Source organism: Chryseobacterium sp. A301, from assembly GCF_054489425.1.
Genome location: NZ_JBTMWY010000003.1, coordinates 123,526 through 142,106 on the forward strand (window position 1 = coordinate 123,526; position 18,581 = coordinate 142,106).

The following is an 18,581-nucleotide window of genomic DNA, read 5'->3' on the forward strand; positions in this document are numbered from 1 at the left end:
ACATAAGAATCAGCCTTTAAACTTCGCTATGCAAATGAAAATCAACAAACCTTTCAATCAGCTTCACAAAGAAGAATACTTGCACTACATACAAAACCACAAGCAATATTCTGATTTTAATACTCTGGGACTGTATCGCTCCTTATTGGAAAACGAAATGCTCACCTTGAATGAACTTCTAGAAATCCGTGATTTTGCCCATACGATTTTCCAAAAAACATTTGATTTCCTCCAGCTCAAAGATCCTAGAACCTATATGAAAGTGGTTTCCCTAGGTGAGGACTTGACCCCACAAGAGAGCCAAGTACTTTGGGAAAGTGTCCGCGACAACCAACAAAAGATCCTGAAAGAAAAACGCTTTGGACACCGTAATTTCGGCACCTATTCCAAACACGAATGCGGACTTCCCTATTGTACACTTGACGGACTGATGGTAAAGCAAAACTCACCCCTAGGTCGAGACGGCATCTGTTTTGAGAGTGATGAAAACAAAGATGAAAAACACGACAAATCAAAGCGATTGCAAAAAGAAAAGCGAAATTTCAAACAAAACAAAAGAAATTTTGAGGATTAAAAAAGGGATCTCAAACTCGAGATCCCTTTTTCGTATATAATAGGAAAGCGACAATTACACTTTCATAATATCGGCTTCTTTTACTTTGACTTGTTCATCAATTACCTTAATAAACTTGTCAGTAAGTTCCTGAACAGAAGCTTCTGTTTGTTTGATTAAGTCTTCAGAGATGCCGTCCAATTTTTTTAGTTCCTTCATTCCTTCTTGACGCGCGTTACGTACAGTCACTTTGCTTTGCTCTGCTTCTGCTTTGGCTTGCTTTGCAAGATCTCTTCTTCGTTCCTCGGTCAAAGGAGGTACATTCAAAATAATGGTATCCCCATTGTTAGAAGGAGCAAACCCTAAATTGGAATCAATAATTCCTTTTTCAATAGAACGAATTGCGGTACGGTCCCATGGTTGAATTGAAATGGTCATGGCATCTGGAACCGAAACGTTTGCTACTTGAGAAAGAGGTGTAGGGGCACCGTAATATTCCACCATTACATCTTGTACCATCGTTGTCGAGGCTCTTCCTGCGCGTATTTTTTGAAACGCGTGCTCTAAGTGTTTGATTGCGGCATTCATTTCGTCATTCACTGACTCCACAATTATATCTAATTCTTCCATTACGTATATATAATTTGATAGGTTACACATTGTTTGATGCTCTTTGGGTTCTACTCCAAAAAAAAAATTAGTTCACAAGGGTTCCGACCTGCTCTCCTTGCACCACTTTTAGCAAATTGTCCTGTTTGTTCATATCAAACACGAGAATTGGCAAATGGTTTTCGTGGCTTAAGGTAAAGGCGGTCATGTCCATTACTTTTAAGTTCTTTTCAAAGACTTCTTTAAAACTTAAGGAATTAAATTTCACAGCATCGGCATTGGTCTCCGGATCGCTGTCGTAAATTCCATCGACACGGGTTCCTTTTAAAATGACATCTGCTCCCACTTCAATCGCACGAAGCGTTGCGGCCGTGTCCGTCGTGAAATAAGGATTTCCTGTACCGGCTCCAAAAATCACCACTCGCCCTTTTTCAAGGTGGCGTGTGGCACGTCTCTTAATAAAAGGTTCTGCAATTTTATCCATTTCAATGGCACTTTGCAAACGGGTATACACCCCTAGGTTCTCAAGGGCGCCTTGAAGTGCCATCCCATTAATCACGGTGGCAAGCATTCCCATATAATCCCCTTGAACACGGTCCATTCCATTGGCAGCTCCTGCAAGTCCTCGGAAAATATTACCTCCTCCAATGACGATGGCCACTTGGCATCCTAGATCCACTACCTTTTTGATCTCTTTTGCATACTCCTCTAGGCGATTGTTGTCAATTCCATAAGCACGTTCTCCCATCAGGGCTTCTCCACTTAATTTTAGAAGGATTCTTTGGTATTTCATTTCTTTTATTTTCCTAGGTGCAAATATAAGGAAATGTCGATAATTTGTAGCCTGGCAATTAAAATAACCTTTTAATTTTTGAAGCTCTTTCAAAATGACTTACTTTTGTAAGGCATTTTTTAAAAGTCAACCACTTTGATCCCATGTACATTGATTAATACTAAACTACTTTCTTTATGAACCGCAAACCTGTCATTGCCATGGATGGATTTTCCTCCACAGGAAAAAGTTCGATTTCAAAAGAAATTGCGAAAAAGCTAGGCTTAATCCACCTCGACACAGGAGCTCTGTACCGTGGAATCACTTATTTTGCGTTAAGCAAGTGCCGCTCATCTAAGAAGTCCTTGGATCTAGAGAAGCTTTATTCCCATTTTGATCGCATTGAACTCGAGTTTAAACAAAATGAAAACGAACTAGACCTCTATCTTAATGGACAGAATATCGCAATGGAAATCCGATCTCCGGAAGTGAGCGACCATGTAAGTTACATCGCAAAACAAGCACCTGTCAGAGACTTTTTGCTTTCTACTCAGCGGCAAATTGCGCAGAAAGGCGGTGTAATTATGGACGGTCGTGATATAGGCACCACGGTACTTCCCGACGCTGATTATAAGTTTTTCCTGACCGCCAGTATTGACGAAAGGACTCTTCGCCGATACCTTGAACTGCTTTCTTTTGGACAAAAAACGAGTAAAGAGGAAGTAAAACAGAACCTTGAGCAGCGTGACAAGATGGACAGTGAACGCGAGGTATCCCCTCTTCGTAAGGCAGAAGATGCAATTCTGATCGACAATACCAAGCTGACCAAAGAGCAAACCATTGCACTCATTTTGTCTCATATCACGAAGTAAAAAGAGAATTTTTGTCTTATTTTGAGCTGAAAAGCGAAAAAATATCATAATTCCCACCTTAACATACTTTATGACCACTCGGTTTCAATTTGGCATTTTTGTTGCACCTTCACAGAAGAACCATTAAACGATTAATAACATCAAAATTCAAGAACAAATGGCAAAGAAAGGAAATAATACAGCGGCCGTATTGGCAGGGCTTTTAGCAGGAGCAGCCGCGGGCGTAGTTTTAGGAATGCTTTATGCACCTGAAGAAGGAAAAGAAACCAGAAAGAAAATCAAATCCAAAGCGGACGATCTAGCACACCAAGCGCAAGAACAGTACGGGAAAACCTCTGAGCAGGTAAAAGAGCAGTACGGTAAGACCGCAGAAAAGGTAAAAGATCAATACGGCATTGTGTCGGAAAAAGTAAAAGATCAATTCAGTCAAATTTCCTCGCAAGTCAAAGAGACGGCGGACAAAGTATCGAGTTCTGTAAAAGAAGGCTATGATAAGTACAAAAGCCAGGCTGCAGGAACGGTAGCAGAAGTCTCAAAGGACATTGAAACGGAACTGGACGCCTTAAAATAATAAAGGCGCCTTTCTCCAAGGCTAGGCATTTAAATATTCATGGGAAACTTAGCTTTTTTAAGTTTCCCATTTTTTGTAAATTCACACCAAATTTCTATTACGTATGATTCATCTCGTTAAAGAGTACGCTAGCAAACGACTCGAGCTCCTGAAATTAGAAGCGACTGAAAAATCTTCGAAAGGCGCTGGACTCCTTGTTTTCTTCGGCCTGGCAGCTTTGGCTGCTCTGTTTTTCATTCTCTTATTTAATATCGGTGTAGGACTCTATATTGGTTCTTTGCTCGGGAACTACGGCTATGGAATACTCATCGTAGCGGGTTTCTACCTGCTTGTATTATTGCTGCTAATTGTATTGCGAAAATTCATCACATCCAAAGTGGCAGGAGGAATCATCAAATTTATAAACGACTAAGATTATGGCCAAAATTACGACCATCGAGGAGCTAAGAAAAAGAAAGCTCGAACTCAAGGCCGAAGTTCAAGAACTAGAGGGCCTACTTACCTTTGAGAGTCCAAAAGAATCACTAAGTCTTCTCAGTGGAGGACTCTCCGACCAGTTTTTGACGGAAAAACCATCAAAAGACGGTCAGAAGAAACTGGCCATCAAAACGGCTCCTTTGATTAAAGGACTTGGAAACTCACTGTTAGGAAAAAAAAGCAACCGATCCCTTCTAGCTTTTGATCACACCAACGCTCAGTCCAACTTGTTAGAAACTTCTCTCAAGTTAGGCACGGCAGCCCTTGTGGGGAATCTAGCCAAGAAAAGCATCAAAAGCAAAAGCTGGAGAAATCGAATTTTAGGACTCGTCTTAATCTATGTGGCTCCAATGGCCCTTCGATTCTTGCGATCCAAACTTGAGGTATACGAGAAAAACAAAAGCGTATCTAGTTTAGAAAAACTAATCTAGAATATTCTTCTTAGGTCCCGATTATCGGTTCGAAAAATAAGCGCCTAAAATAATGCCTGTTGCCATCGAGACGTTTAAACTCTCGGTGGAGCGGATTTCGCCAAATTGCGGAATGGTAAGGGTTCGCTCAAGCAGAGGCTCTAGGGTAGATCGGATTCCATTTCCCTCATTTCCTAAAATGAGGTTTATTTTTTCAGGAAACGCAAACTCATAAAGATTTTCTCCCTGCATATCGGTTCCGACAGCTATATGTTCGGATTCCTCAAGGAAAGTAGGAAGATCCAAATAATGGACCTTCACGCGAGTAAAGGATCCCATAGAGGCTTGGATTACTTTCGGATTGTATAAATCCACTGTGTCTTCACTACACACGATTTGTTCAATCCCAAACCAATCGGCTAGTCGGATGATCGTTCCTAGATTGCCTGGATCTTGCAAACCGTCTAAAACCAAATTCAATTTAGTCCCAGTTAGCACCGAAGATTCATCTTTTTGTTCCACGAGGGCAACGGAATCTTTCGGATGTTTTAAAAAACTAATTTTCCTTAGATCGGTTGGCCCAATTTCTGTTATCAACTCCTTATACGAAGGACTTTGAGTAAGAGAGTTTGGCTCTAAGGAGAATATTTGTTTAATTTTATAATCGGAATTAAAAAGTTCAGAGATGGTTTTATTGCCTTCAACCAAAAACAAATTGTATTTTTGTCTGAACTTCTTTTTGTCTAAAGACTGTATAACTTTTATAGTATGAGCGGTAAGCATTGCAAGAAATATTTTCAAAAGTATCACATATTTTTTTCTGTCGCAACATCAATAGGTGTTCTTTATGCCTGTAGTACGACGAAAAAAGTACCCGATGGGGAATATTTACTCGTAAAAAACAAATTTGAATACGTAGATTCAAAAGAACACGCTAGTGAACTTCCCGGCTATGTGAGTCAATCTCCTAACAAAAAGACCCTGTTTCTATTTCCTATCGGTCTGATGGCCTACAATTTAGCGACACCCAAATACGACACCCTACTCTCCGAGTACATGACTTACCCTTCAGAAATTCGAGATCAAAAACTACGGGACTCGCTCTTTTTAAAATATGACATGCCCCAAGACGTAGGAAAGAATCTTTTCATGGATCGTTTTTTACACACCATTGGACAACCTCCCGTCATTTTAGACCAAAGTCAATCTGAGAACAGTGCTGACAACATAAGGAAACGACTTGTATTTCGTGGTTATTGGGATGCCAATGTCAATTTTCACCACAAGTTGGACTCGAGCGCTAAAAAAGCGGAAGTAGAATACCAAATTAAGCACAACGACCCTACGCGAATCTCTGAGTATTATTACGACATACCGGATCCAAACATCAAGGCGCAGTACGAGAGTCAATTCGAGAAAAGCAAAATTTTAACAGGGGACATACTAGACCAAACAAAATTAGAGGACGAAGTCGATCGAATTACTCAGCAGATGCGTAAAGAGGGCTACTATCGTTTTAACGCAAGCAACGAGGAAATTTATTTCACAGCCGACACGCTTCAAAGTCGTAAAAACATACCCCTTGTGATGGAGATCCAAAAGGACTCTCTTCATACTCCTTACAAGAAGGCTACCATAGGAGATATAAAGGTTTATGTGGTAGAAACCATGGAAGATGTTCCTCTAACGGTGAAAGACTCTCTAAGAGGGATTAATATCTATAAGTTGGATGATCAGTACAAGACCCCTGCCCTTTGGCGTCCTATTATTCTTCGAAATGGGGAAGTCTATGACCAAGGGAATCTTGACCTTACGAAACGAAACCTCTCGGCGATGAATAATTTTAGTATTATTAGTTACGAAGAGGATTTACGAAAGAACTCAGACAGTATTATAGACGTGGCTTATTACCTCGCTCCTCTACCCAAATACGATTTAAGAACGGCCCTCGATTTGAGTTATTCTCAAATCCTCAATTTTGGTCTCGCGCCCTCTGTGGATTTAACCTCACGAAATGTTTTTGGAGGAGCGGAAAACTTAACGGTGGGGCTTTCCGGAATTGTGGGAAGCGTGAAGGACACAAAAAACTTAGACAAACGCTCTGTGGCGTACGAAGTCTCTGCGCAAGGAACCCTAAGTTTCCCTAGGCTATTACTTCCCTTCCGTTCGTATAAGCTTTTCCCAAAACGATACTCTCCCACTTCCAATGTCAATTTAGGAGTGAGTGTACAAAATAACATTGGTCTAGGTAGAATCTCCTTTAATACGGGACTTAATTACTTCGCTAATATAAACGATGTGGTGACCCACCGACTTTCGTTATTCAATACGCAATTAAGCTTAACCCAAAACAAAGACCGGTATTACGAATACTTTCCAAAGGATGGAGAATTCAGGGACCAAATGTTCCAACTCTATTCCCCTACGCTCTATGAAGAATTCATGCAGGGACAAGTGAGTTCCGATGAAGTCTCAAGTCAAATTCTCCAAGATTTGCCTTACCAGGAAAATTTGGCAGGACCGGATTTAGACCTATTCAATAACTTCCGCCAATCGATTATAAACAAGGACAGACAAACCCAAGATGTTTTAATCTCCTCTGTGATCTACAATTTCATTTACAACGAGATTGGCAAGAAAGATAGAATCAACCCTTTCTATTTTAATGGAAAAATAGAAACCGCCGGAAACCTCCTAGGCATCCTTGCAAAAGAGGCTTCCCAAAGTGAAGGCATCGCGGCGCAAAATGAGCAAAAAGCCATTTTTAACATTCCCTATTCTCAATTTGTAAAGTTCGATTTTGACGTACGTAAGTACTTTCAATTCTTTGACAATAAACACACCCTCGCACTTCGCCAGTTCGTAGGCATTGGAATTCCGTATGGCAATTCCTCTACCATGCCTTTTGTTCGTTCTTATTTCAATGGAGGATCAAACGACATCCGAGCTTGGAGGGTTTTCGGAGGTCTAGGACCCGCCGACTCTCAATTAGACGAACGGGTAAGGGCCTATGTGATGGATAACATCAAATTAACCACCAACATTGAGTATAGAATGCCTTTTAGTTCCATGTTTGAGGGAGCTGCCTTTGTGGATGCAGGTAACATCTGGAATCTAAAAGACAGTGGCTTTGGGGATCAGTTCAAATTTAGCAAATTCATCTCTCAAATGGGAGTAGGTGCAGGGCTTGGACTACGTATCAATGTGGCTTATATTACACTTCGTCTCGACGCGGCTTGGAAAGTCCATGACCCCAACCGTCCCGAGGGAGACCGCTGGGTGATTAGCAAATGGCAACCCTTTAAGCCTACGCTTAATTTCGCATTCGGATATCCGTTCTAATGTAGAGACATAAAACTAAAAAAAGAGCCCTGCATTTCCAATGCGGGGCTCCTGGTTTTGTTTCACGAAAGGTCTTAAACGATTTCGCTTGTGAGGCCTTTGTCTAAGAGTTTTTCATGCATCGGTTTAAGTACCTCTAAAGAACCTGACTTGACGGTGCACTTTCCTTTGTAATGGATGAGAAGCGTACATTGCTCTGCTTGAATTAAAGAATGTTTACAGATACTCACAAGACAGTCAATTACAAAATCAAAAGTGTTCACATCGTCGTTCCAAACCACGAGCTTATTTTCAAACTCATCTTCCTCTAAAACGAGCACATCTTGCTGCTCCTCTTTTTCTCTTTTTGGATCGTTATAATCGCGATTTAGGGAAAGGGTCCCTAAAAGTCTTTCACTTGCCATTTTTACTCTGTCATTTCTTCGTCTATGGCCTGGTCTGTAGACTCGTCTTCATAGATTAGTTCTACTACCTCCACACTTTTATTATTCATCTTCAGGATCTTAAACTGATACCCGTTGATTTCAAACTCTTGATTTTCTTCCGGAATGTTTTCTAGTTGGTGCAAAATATACCCTGCAAGGGTATTGAATTCCCCTTCTTCCGAGAGTGGAAACTCTTTCGGAAGATTCTCGTTAATCTCTTCCAAAGGCTGGGTGGCTTGAACCCAGAAAATATTTTCTCCTACTTGGTCCACAATTTTATCTTCATCGTCTTCCTCGTCTTGAATTTCACCTACAAGCTCCTCTAGAATGTCTTCTAAAGTAATAATCCCTTCGGTTCCTCCAAACTCATCAATGACAATGGCCAAATGCTGCTTCTTCTGTTGGAAGACTTTGAGCAAATCTGAAATCTTTTTGCTTCCCACCACAAAAAAGGCATCCCGCATAAGCGAACGTAAAACTTCGTGGTCCATCGTCGCTTTTCTTCTTACATACTCCCTTACAATCTCCTTGGCGTAAAAGATGCCGACAATGTTATCGATGGAATCTTCGTACACAGGAATTCTAGAGTATCCACTGTCCATGATTTGCTCTATGATTTCCTCAATGGAATCTTCAAGATCAATGGATAAAATATTTTGACGAGGAACCATGATCTGTTTGGCAGAGTGGTCTGTAAAATCAAATGCGTTCTTGATAATCTCATAGTTCTCCTCCTGAATCTCTCCCGAATCTGCAGACTGCTTTACAAGAAGCTGCAATTCCTCCGTGGAGTGTATTTCTTGGTCTGAGGCTGGGTTGATCTTCATGAGCCTTAGACAGGCATTCGACATTTGATTCATGGTCCAAATGAAGGGTCTAAAGACGGTGTAAAACACACGAAGAGGCACGGCAATCGCCATGGTGGTCGGTTCTGCTTTCCGGATTGCGATGGACTTGGGAATCAATTCACCAAAGACAATGTGCATCACGGTCACGATTAAAAAGCTAATGACAAGCGACAACGTGGTAATGGTCGTAGGGTCAGCCATCAAATTGAATTGTATGAAGACCTTTTCAATTAGATGGTGCATCGCGCTCTCCCCAACCCAACCTAAGGCCAGTGAGGCAAGCGTAATTCCCAACTGCGTGGCAGAAAGGTACTCGTCTAAATGCTTGATGATGTGCTCGGAATGCTTGGCTAATTTGTGGCCTTCTGCAGCCTTGAGCTGAATTTGTGAATAGCGTACCTTGACGATTGAAAATTCAGCAGCTACGAAAAAACCATTAAGTAATACTAAAAATAAGGCTAATAAAATCTTGACTAAGTCTGAGTCCATTTAAAAGTTAATAAACATTGGGGCAAAGATAAACATTTTTTTAATTTCAATTTGAGGAAGTTACGCCTAATACGCCTAGGAGAATTACTTAAGTGTTTTTAAACTTAAGGCATAAAAAGTACCTCCAAGCAACCCCCCAACTAGCGCTCCATAAATCACATCGAGTGGATAATGCACGCCTAGATAAATTCGGCTGTACGCGACGACCCCTGCCCAAAGAAGAAACAAAATCGCATAGGGCTTAATTCGCTTTCTTAAATGCAAAAACATAAAGGCTGCAATAAAAAAGGTATTGGAGGCATGGGCCGAATAAAACCCAAAGGGGCCTCCACACTTCACTTCTCGAACCAGACCCTCAAGCGAAGGCTCATGACAGGGCCTAAGTCGTTCTATTCCGTATTTAAAGACGTTGGACAATTGGTCCGAGATGGTCACACCCAGAGCAATAAAAAGAAGCATAAAAGCCAAATTTCGCCAACCGAAATTGGATTTTAATAAATAGAGGAAAATTACGTAGAGTGGAATCCAAATAAAAGTTTTGGATACAAGGAGCCAAAAGGAATCAAAAGAGCTGTCTCCTAAATTATTAAGAAAAAGAAAGAGCTCTGTATCGTATTCTAAGAGACTCGTCATGATCTACGGCTTACCGGACCCTCGTGGGTGGGATCTTCAAAAGAAGGAAGGGCCGTTTTCTCAGCACCCTCGTCCTTGACTAGAGAATTGCTATCCATCGTGGTGGCCTTTTTTAAGTCTTCGATTTCCTGCTTTATTTCTTGCACAGGAGTATACTCTTTGGCCGCCATTTTCACTTTGTCTATTTCTCGTTTAATCTCAGAAACCGGCTCGTGGGTTTCCTTAAGAATTTCGGTTTTTATATCGTCCATTGCGCCTCTCATTTTGCGAACCCCAGAGCCCAGGTCTCTCGCAATTGAAGGCAGTTTGTCAGGTCCGAAAAGTACGATAATGGCCACTGCAATGACGACCATTTCCATGAATCCTAATTCCATGCTGCTAAATTAATAAAGATTTTCCATTCCACTTCTACATCGCCTTTAAAAAAGGCCTACTTCTTTTGTTATTTGGATTGTTTTTGAAACACATAATAGATAAACACAGCGCTAAGTCCCATAAGAAGAAACCCTAAGAAAAAAGGAGCTCCCGGAAATGAGAAAGGGGCCGTATCGTGCGTAAAATAATAAAAGACATTGGTCATCATAGGCGGACCAATAATAGAGGTTAAACTCACTACACTTGTAAGGGCTCCTTGCAAATCCCCCTGCTCGTTCTTAGGAACTTTGGAGGTAATTAGGGACTGAAGAGCAGGACCTGCAATTCCTCCTAAAGTATAGATTCCAAGAATGGCAAACATCATCCATGGTTCGGGTGCAAAGGCAAATAAAAGCATTCCTACCGCGTAAAAGAGAATTCCATACAAAATACTGCGTTCGCTACCAATTCGCGGATGGACTTTGGACACGAGATACCCCTGAACTAGGGCGGTCATAGCTCCCATCACCCCAAGAGAGATTCCCACCATTCGTTCGTCCCAAGAGAAGCGAAACATGGTGAAGTAAGCCCAATTGGTCTGTACCGCATGCGCAGCCACATAGACCAGGAACCAGGCAAGAAGCAGTTTGAAAATTTCAGGATGTTTTTTAATCTGATAAAGACTTCCAATCGGATTGGCTCGTTTCCATGAAAAATCACGACGGTATTTCGGCTCTAAACTCTCTGGCAAAACAAAAATTCCATAAAGAAAATTCACAAGACAAAGAACACCGGCTGCGATGAAGGGAAGCCTGGCTCCGTACACCCCTAAAACCCCACCTAAGACCGGACCAATGATAAATCCAAGTCCGAAGGCTGCCCCGATGAGTCCAAAGTTTTTGGCACGATTGGAATCGTCTGAAATGTCTGCAATGTAGGCGCTGGCTGCCGTGACACTCGCCCCGGTAATACCTGAGAATATACGTCCGATGAAAAGCCACAAAATGGTGGGTGCCCAAGCCTGAATAAAGAAGTTTATGGAAAACCCTAAGAGCGAAAGCAAAATCACAGGTCTGCGACCGTATTTGTCGCTTAGGTTTCCAAGGATAGGCGCAAAAACAAACTGCATAAATGCGTAGAGAAACCCGAGCCAACCTCCATACTTGGCCGCCTCCGATATGTCTGCATTGATCAGTTCTTCAATTAATTTCGGAACTAGGGGAATTACAATTCCCCAACCGGTTATGTCCACTAGAAGGGTTATAAAAATAAACCCCATGGCAGCGGAATTTTGCTTTTTCTTCGCCATAATAAGGCTGCAAATTTAAGTCATTTTGCGCAATTAAGAAGGTAGAATTAAATCGCTAGTGAAGTTTTTCGTAAATCCCATTGGCTAGCATGAACACTACTCCAATGAAAATCCAGACCCTAAGGGTGTTTAGAAGCAGTGGGATTCTTGCAAGTCGAACACGAACCACTCGAATGCAGGCAAACAAAAGCACAAGAATGGAGCTGCTAAAATAAAAGGTAAGGTAATTAAAGGACTGAATTCGCGCTACAATTCCTAAAGCTACCCCCATGGTGACCACAAGTAGTACAGCCACAAGTACACTGGTGTATTTCACTCCAAGGACAATGGGCAAAGTTTGGTAGTCAAATAGCACATCGGCCCTTAGCGTTAAGAAGTCCTTCAATACATCGACCACCAAAAGGATTAAGAACAAAAAAGCAGCCATCAAAAATAAATTCAGCGAGAAATGCTGATAGTAAACAAGCATTCCAAAAAAAGGATAAAGGGTCAAACTTACAAACGTAAGGTTATTCACAATCACAATCTTGCTTAATTTGTGGCTATAAAACCACATCATAAATTGATAGAATAGAAAAAAGACGAAGATTCGTGGGGAAAGAAAGTAGGCAATGCCTAGGGAGAATGCATTTAACAGCACATAGGAATACAGAAAATACTTTTGCTTCAAAAAGCCTTGCAGCTTCGTCACAAAGGGCTTTTGAATTCGGTCTTTCTCAAGGTCGTAAAATTGGTTGATGATCCCTCCTGCACCAATGCTTAGAATGCTACAAAAGATAATCCCATGAATTTTATAATCAAAGACAAATTGCTTTAAGGTTTCTTCTTGGTTGATTATAAAAAAAGTAGATACGTAAAGGGCAAAGGTAAAGAGTAGCAGCATGAAAATCCGGGCCCCAATTAGGAGACTTACCAGTTGAGATACACGGTACATCAGCGGGCTATTCTGTTTCATGGGCGAGTTAATTTTGCTTTTTCAGATTCGATTTAAAAGCGATAGATCACTTCTTTGTTAAATCCATTTAGCATTTTACTAGCTTTCTCGTAGTCTTTTGTAAATCCTAAGATATAGCCTCCTCCTCCGCTTCCACAAAGCTTCAGATAGTAAGCATTGGAATCAATGCCTTTCTTCCAAACCTTGTATAAACTCTCAGGGATCATAGGCTTGAAATGATCAAAGGCCCAAAGAGAGAGTTTCTTTAAGTTTCGGAAAAAAGGATTCATATCCTTTTTTAGGAACGCTTCTATACAAGCGTTGTTATAGCGAATGAATTCTTCTTTCAGGGTCTTTCTAAACCCTTCTGTTTTCATCTTATCAAAGAAAATTTGAATCATCGGACCGGTTTCTCCCACGGTTCCTGAGTCAATTAAAAAGATAGCTCCTTTCCCTTCGCTTTGAGAAGGTAGAGACACTTTATCGACACTTTCTTTCGATTCAATTAAGATGGGCAGGTTCATATAGCAAATCAAAGGGTCGATTCCACTACTGGTGCCATGGAAAAAACTCTCCAAAAGTCCAAAAACTTTCTTTAGCGCTTTTAGTTCATCTTTGCTAATTAAATCCGCTGGGTATTTAATTCGGCTGTAGCGCTCAAAAATAGCTGCTACCAGGGCGCCAGAACTCCCCACTCCATACCCTTGGGGAATGTTGCTATCAAAGAAAAGACCTTTCTTTAAATCCTTTTGGAATTCATCCACCTTTAACTCATATTCTGCAGGCAGTTCAAGAGTTTCCAGAAACTTCATATAGCGCTGCAAACTTTCGTTTGAACGCTTTTCAAAATCAGAATCCAAATCAGAGAACTTTAGCGTGCCTTTATAAAAACTATAAGGTACCGTTAAGCCTTGGGAATCTTCTATAATTCCGTATTCTCCAAAGAGAAGTATTTTCGCATAGAATAAAGGACTGGACATACGCTTCAATTACAGGTCTTAAACCTTGCGGCAAAGATACGATATTATATTTTTAGTGCAGGATGCAAAAACCGGGCCTAAATCATCCGCTAATCCACTGATATAATGAAGGTATAGCTTTTTACAATTTTTTAAATCACTCTCGTTTAAAGAACTTCCTTATTTGGGCTGTTACTGCCTTTCACGAACCGTATTAAAACCAATCCAATCAAAAAGAACAGAACCATGGAGAGAGCGGCATAACGCATGTTATTAAATTCTTCAATCAGCGTCGCAAAGATAAAAGTCCCCAGAATGATCGCTAATTTCTCAAGCACATCGTAAAAACTAAAAAACGTGGTATTGTCCATTGAGTTTTCAGGAAGTAGTTTCGAATAGGTAGATCGAGACATGGCTTGAAGTCCACCCATCACAAGTCCTACAATACCCGCTACAAAATAGAATTGATACTCTACATTTGGATCTTCGCGGTTCAAAAAGAAGGCGGCGAGACAAGCCACGATCCAAAGACCCACGGCAATGGAAATCACGTTCTTATTCCCGATTCGTCTCGAGAGTCTCGAAAATAAGATCGCCCCGATAATCGCTTCAATCTGTATCACCAAAAGAGTGGCAATTAATCTTCCCTGGTCCAAATTGATTTCACTCTTCCCAAAGAGCGTTGCCATCAGAAAGATGGTTTGCATTCCCACACTGTAGAAGAAGAAACTCGAAAGAAAGAATTTAAGGTTGGTGTCTTTAAACAAAATATTCCCCACTTTAAAAAGTTCACGAAAACTTTGTCTTGCAATGTCCCAATAGAAATTCACATTGTCTTTTAGAACTTCAAAGAAACCACCATTCTCCTCGTGCTTTTTAAAGATGTTTTTATAGTTCAAAAGCACTAAGTCTTTCGGTAGTTTTTCTTTGATATCCCCAAAGACAGGCAAATGTTTAAAGGTGTATTGGGAGAAACCAAACCACCAGGCTGCGGTCAGTAAGAAACTAACGCGGGTATAAATCAACTGCTCCTTCGGTCCCTCGGCCACAACCATAATAAGAAGTAGGCAAAGAACCACCAAAACCACGGATCCTATGTATCCATAGACGTACCCTCGCGCCGAAAGCGCATCTTGCTTGTCCCGAGTGGCAATATCGGGTAAGAAGGAATTATAGAACACCAAAGAGCCCCAAAAGCCTACGCTCGCGGTAATGCTAAAGAGAAGCCCTAAAAACACGTTCTCCATTCCCGTAAACATGGCGAGTCCCATACAAGAGGTCGCTCCTAAATAACAGAAAAATTGCAAAAACGATTTCTTATTCCCTATGGTATCGGCAAGGGAAGAGAGAAAAGGAGAGATCAAAACCACGATGAAAAACGAAATCGTTAAGGAGTACCCATAGATTGCATCGGGATGGTAGGACTGACCAAAGAGTTCAATTTCATGACGAACGGGAACGTTGATCCAACGATTCTGATCCGCTAAAAATTCCTTTCTTTCGTACTGGGTCGTAAGGATGGAGTAATAGATTGGGAAAATCGTCGAGGTGATCACTAAGGAATACACAGAGTTTGCCCAATCGTAGAAGGCCCACCCCTTCATGATTTTAGGATTATTCTTTATAACCCCTTGTGGGGAGAGAGAGGAATTTGACATGAAATTAGTATAATTTAGACAAAAGTAAAAAATCCATTAAGAACTCAACCTTTTTTTTAAGTCTTAATGGATTTTTAATTAGTGTGTAGCTTTTTACGCTAAGTTTTCGATCACGATCGCAGAAGCACCTCCGCCTCCATTGCATATCGCTGCAGCACCATAACGAGCCTTGTTTTGCTTTAGAACATTTACCAAAGTGACCACAATTCTCGCACCGGAACTTCCAAGTGGATGCCCAAGGGAAACAGCTCCCCCATTGACATTGACTTTCGCGCTGTCTAAACCTAAAATTTTATTGTTTACGAGTCCCACAACGGAAAACGCCTCGTTAAATTCAAAAAAGTCAATCTCATCAAGGGAAAGACCTGCCTTCTTAAGGGCTTTAGGAAGAGCTTTAGAAGGTGCCGTGGTAAACCACTCTGGCTCGTGCGCAGCATCAGCATAGGACACAATTCTTGCTAGAGGTGTTAGCCCTAAACTTTCCATTTTCTCTTTTGACATTAAAACCAGTGCGGATGCCCCGTCGTTTAAGGTGGAGGCATTGGCCGCCGTCACGGTTCCGTTTTCTCTTTGAAAAACGGTAGGAAGCGTGGAGAGCCTGTCAAAGTTTACATTTTTGTATTCTTCATCTTCATTCACCACAATCGGATCCCCTTTTCTTTGAGGTACTTCCACAGCGACAATTTCTTCACTATATTTTCCTTCGCTCCAAGCTTTTGCGGATCTCGTATAGGACTCTACCGCAAAGCGGTCCTGGTCTTCTCTTGAGAACTCATATTCGGCGGCGCACTTCTCAGCGCAAACTCCCATATGAACTTTTCCATATTTGTCAGTCAGACCATCGGTCAATAAACCGTCTTGCATCTTCACATCCCCTAATTTGGTTGCGGTTCGCGCATGGTAATAGTGAGGTACTTGAGACATGTTCTCCATTCCTCCCACCACGACCACTTCAGCATCGCCTGACTTGATGGTTTGCGCTCCAATGGAAATCGCTTTCATTCCGGATGCACATACTTTGTTCACGGTCGTGGCCGGAGTCTCGGTAGAAAGTCCTGCTCCTAGAGCCACCTGACGGGCAGGTGCCTGTCCTTCCCCAGCTTGCAGTACATTTCCCATGAAAATTTCTTCTACTTCGCTTGGCTCTAACTTAATTTTATCCAATGCGCCTTTAACGGCCACCGAACCTAGGGTGGTAGCCGGTACACTTGATAAGCTTCCATTAAAACTACCCATTGGGGTTCTTGCCGCGGCGACTATAAATACTTCTTTCATTGCTCTTTATCTATTTAAAATTATAAATTTTCGTTAAAATTGATTCGGCTCTAAAATACAAAAAAAAATACACTGCGAAAGAGTGTATTTTTTTATGTGTTTCGGCTCTGTAGTAAGCCTTAGTGTGTAATCGTTTTTAAGGCTTCAGGGGTGTGTTTATGCTTAAATAGCGCCCAAAAGGCAATGGCAATTACAAAGGCGTAGAGAGCAAACACGAGCCATATTTCATGCCACATTTTTCCTCCGCCAGGAAGTGTAAAGTATGTGTCAATCATCCAACCACTCACAAGACTTCCCATCACCGCTCCAAATCCATTGGTCATCATCATAAAGACCCCTTGCGCAGAACTTCTAATTTTATAATCGGTGGTTCCTTCCACAAAGAGAGATCCAGAAATATTGAAGAAATCGAAAGCCATTCCGTACACGATGCAAGAAACAATGATGAACACAAGACCCATTCCTTCTGGCGTTCCGTATCCCAGTAACAAAAAGCGAAGAACCCATGCAAACATGGAGATAAGCATCACTTTTTTGATTCCGTATCGCTTAAGGAAGAAAGGAATTGCTAGGATGAAAACCGTTTCTGAAATTTGAGAAATAGACATGATAATGGTCGACCGCTTCACGACAAAACTATCGGCATAGTTAGGATCGTTTGCAAAATCAGATAAGAACGTATCGCCGTACATGTTGGTGAGTTGAAGCGCAGCTCCAAGGAGCATGGAAAAGCAAAAGAAAAGAGCCATCTTATAATCCTTGAACAAGGAAAAAGCCTTCAGCCCTAATTTTTCACTTAGCGGTGCGTCTTTCGGGATTTTGTTTTGCGGTGGACAATCCGGAAGTGTAAAGGCATAAATCCCTAAGATAAAAGCCACCACTGCTGCAATGTAAAATTGATCCGCGGAATCTTTACTGCCCGTAAGGTTGGTCACCCACATCGCGATGATAAATCCAATGGTTCCCCAAACCCGAATGGGTGGAAAATCTTTGAGAACATCGTTTCCACTGTTTTTTAAAACGTTGTAAGCGATCGAATTTGAAAGTGCGATTGTAGGCATGTAAAAAAGCATGGCTAAAAGCATAACCCAAAAAAATTGGTCAGGATTGATTAGCGAAGGCATTAACAGAAGACTTCCCCCATAAAGGAAATGAAGCACTCCATACAGCTTTTCTGCATTCACCCATCGATCGGCAATAATCCCGATTAAGGCCGGCATGAAAATCGAAGCGATTCCCATGGTTGAGAATACAGCTCCAAATTCGGCTCCACCCCACTGTTTGGTTGAAAACCAATAAACAGCGATTGTAATTAGCCAAGCTCCCCAGACAAAAAACTGCAAGAAACTTAAAATGGTAAGTCTTAATTTTACATTCATAAGATGGTCAAAATAAAAAGCCCTTTTTGGGCAGCGGTTCTTTTAATTAATTGAAAGAAAGCATGCCTTAAGGGCGTTGGGTCATTAATCTAGGTTCTTTTTCCTTCTTTTGATTTCTTCTTGCAATTCAAGAGCAGCATCAAAATCTTCGTCTTTCACGGCCTGTTCTAAAAGAAGTTTTAGTTCTGCTAGGGGTAGGTTGTATATATCTTGAGAACCCAACTCACTGGGAGAAGGGCTAAATTCAGGCTCACTTGACTCCTCTTTTTGAATTTCGAGCAGGATTCCGGCTTCTTCGAGTACTTGCGAGGTGGTAAATATCGGAGCGGAAAAACGAACGGCCATCGCCACGGCATCTGAAGTTCTTGCATCAATCACGATTTCTTTGCTGGTACCGAATTCCCGAAAGACCATATTGGAAAAAAAGACGCCGTCTACAATCTGGTAAATTAACACGGAGACCATTTCATAATTCACGGTAGAGACAAATGTCGCAAACAAATCATGGGTCAAGGGCCTAGGCGGCTGAATGTCTTTTTCAAGTCCAAGAGAAATGGCCTGCGCCTCAAAATTTCCGATCACGACCGGCAATTTAATTTGGGTCGGAATGTGTTCCAAAAGTAGCGCATAGGCTCCAGACTGAGTCTGGCTATAGGAGATCCCTCGGATATTTAACTCTTTGTAATCCATCTTACAAATATAAAAAATTATT

The 18,581-nt window shown here is 41.4% G+C and carries 20 protein-coding genes; 6 read left to right on the forward strand and 14 right to left on the reverse strand.

The features are described from left to right. Positions 1-34 precede the first annotated feature (34 nt). A complete protein-coding gene (locus ACX3PU_RS06505) occupies positions 35-574 on the forward strand; it encodes a hypothetical protein (RefSeq protein WP_459084140.1) in 540 nt (179 codons plus the stop codon). Positions 575-628: 54 nt separating this feature from the next. Here the strand turns inward: ACX3PU_RS06505 and frr are convergent, their stop codons facing one another. After that, on the reverse strand, positions 629-1,183 hold the full coding sequence (frr, locus tag ACX3PU_RS06510) for a ribosome recycling factor (RefSeq protein WP_459084141.1): 555 nt from the start codon (positions 1,181-1,183) through the stop codon (positions 629-631). A gap of 67 nt (positions 1,184-1,250) precedes the next feature. Next, on the reverse strand, positions 1,251-1,955 hold the full coding sequence (gene pyrH / locus ACX3PU_RS06515) for a UMP kinase (RefSeq protein ID WP_459084142.1): 705 nt from the start codon (positions 1,953-1,955) through the stop codon (positions 1,251-1,253). A gap of 176 nt (positions 1,956-2,131) precedes the next feature. Here pyrH and cmk point away from each other — a divergent pair, with 176 nt between their 5' ends. The 4 genes from cmk (at position 2,132) to ACX3PU_RS06535 (ending at position 4,285) form a co-directional block, all read left to right on the forward strand. Further along, entirely contained in the window at positions 2,132-2,806 is a 675-nt protein-coding gene (cmk, locus tag ACX3PU_RS06520; protein WP_459084143.1) for a (d)CMP kinase, read from the forward strand. Between the two features lie 157 nt (positions 2,807-2,963). Continuing rightward, entirely contained in the window at positions 2,964-3,377 is a 414-nt protein-coding gene (locus tag ACX3PU_RS06525; RefSeq protein ID WP_459084144.1) for a YtxH domain-containing protein, read from the forward strand. A gap of 103 nt (positions 3,378-3,480) precedes the next feature. Beyond that, positions 3,481-3,789 (forward strand): phage holin family protein, encoded by a 309-nt coding sequence (locus ACX3PU_RS06530; RefSeq protein ID WP_459084145.1) that lies wholly within the window; start codon positions 3,481-3,483, stop codon positions 3,787-3,789. A gap of 4 nt (positions 3,790-3,793) precedes the next feature. Next, entirely contained in the window at positions 3,794-4,285 is a 492-nt protein-coding gene (locus tag ACX3PU_RS06535; RefSeq protein WP_459084146.1) for a phosphoribosyl-ATP pyrophosphatase, read from the forward strand. A 21-nt stretch (positions 4,286-4,306) separates the two neighbouring features. On the opposite strand, the gene ACX3PU_RS06540 is transcribed toward ACX3PU_RS06535, so the two are convergent. Further along, positions 4,307-5,047 carry a TrmH family RNA methyltransferase gene (locus ACX3PU_RS06540; RefSeq protein WP_459084147.1) on the reverse strand — a complete coding sequence of 247 codons (741 nt, stop codon included), beginning with the start codon at positions 5,045-5,047 and terminating at the stop codon, positions 4,307-4,309. On the opposite strand from ACX3PU_RS06540, the gene tamL reads away from it, so the two are divergent. Beyond that, entirely contained in the window at positions 5,033-7,606 is a 2,574-nt protein-coding gene (tamL, locus tag ACX3PU_RS06545) for a translocation and assembly module lipoprotein TamL (protein WP_459084148.1), read from the forward strand. The two genes, ACX3PU_RS06540 and tamL, sit on opposite strands and share 15 nt — an antisense overlap. A 74-nt stretch (positions 7,607-7,680) precedes the next feature. Here the strand turns inward: tamL and ACX3PU_RS06550 are convergent, their stop codons facing one another. The 11 genes from ACX3PU_RS06550 to ACX3PU_RS06600 form a co-directional block, all read right to left on the reverse strand. Continuing rightward, positions 7,681-8,010, reverse strand: coding sequence for an ATP-dependent Clp protease adaptor ClpS (locus ACX3PU_RS06550; RefSeq protein WP_459084149.1), 330 nt, complete (start codon positions 8,008-8,010; stop codon positions 7,681-7,683). A gap of 2 nt (positions 8,011-8,012) precedes the next feature. Beyond that, positions 8,013-9,368: a hemolysin family protein gene (locus ACX3PU_RS06555; protein ID WP_459084150.1), complete on the reverse strand. Its 1,356-nt coding sequence runs from the start codon at positions 9,366-9,368 to the stop codon at positions 8,013-8,015. 84 nt (positions 9,369-9,452) lie between these two features. Then, positions 9,453-10,001: a phosphatase PAP2 family protein gene (locus ACX3PU_RS06560; protein WP_459084152.1), complete on the reverse strand. Its 549-nt coding sequence runs from the start codon at positions 9,999-10,001 to the stop codon at positions 9,453-9,455. Next, entirely contained in the window at positions 9,998-10,375 is a 378-nt protein-coding gene (locus ACX3PU_RS06565) for a Sec-independent protein translocase subunit TatA/TatB (protein WP_459084154.1), read from the reverse strand. The genes ACX3PU_RS06560 and ACX3PU_RS06565 overlap by 4 nt, the downstream gene beginning before the upstream one ends. A gap of 68 nt (positions 10,376-10,443) precedes the next feature. After that, entirely contained in the window at positions 10,444-11,664 is a 1,221-nt protein-coding gene (locus ACX3PU_RS06570; RefSeq protein ID WP_459084155.1) for a TCR/Tet family MFS transporter, read from the reverse strand. A gap of 55 nt (positions 11,665-11,719) precedes the next feature. After that, on the reverse strand, positions 11,720-12,619 hold the full coding sequence (locus tag ACX3PU_RS06575; protein WP_459084157.1) for a UbiA family prenyltransferase: 900 nt from the start codon (positions 12,617-12,619) through the stop codon (positions 11,720-11,722). A 32-nt stretch (positions 12,620-12,651) separates the two neighbouring features. Next, positions 12,652-13,578 (reverse strand): mevalonate kinase family protein, encoded by a 927-nt coding sequence (locus tag ACX3PU_RS06580; RefSeq protein ID WP_459084158.1) that lies wholly within the window; start codon positions 13,576-13,578, stop codon positions 12,652-12,654. A 146-nt stretch (positions 13,579-13,724) separates the two neighbouring features. Beyond that, on the reverse strand, positions 13,725-15,215 hold the full coding sequence (locus tag ACX3PU_RS06585) for an MFS transporter (protein WP_459084159.1): 1,491 nt from the start codon (positions 15,213-15,215) through the stop codon (positions 13,725-13,727). A 93-nt stretch (positions 15,216-15,308) separates the two neighbouring features. Then, complete coding sequence (locus ACX3PU_RS06590) at positions 15,309-16,490, reverse strand: thiolase family protein (protein WP_459084160.1); 1,182 nt, start codon at positions 16,488-16,490, stop codon at positions 15,309-15,311. 119 nt (positions 16,491-16,609) lie between these two features. After that, the gene (locus ACX3PU_RS06595; protein WP_459084161.1) at positions 16,610-17,869 is read right to left on the reverse strand and encodes a nucleoside permease; all 1,260 of its coding nucleotides are present in this window, start codon (positions 17,867-17,869) and stop codon (positions 16,610-16,612) included. Between the two features lie 84 nt (positions 17,870-17,953). Continuing rightward, a complete protein-coding gene (locus ACX3PU_RS06600) occupies positions 17,954-18,559 on the reverse strand; it encodes a bifunctional nuclease family protein (protein ID WP_459084162.1) in 606 nt (201 codons plus the stop codon). Between the last annotated feature and the right edge of the window lie 22 nt (positions 18,560-18,581).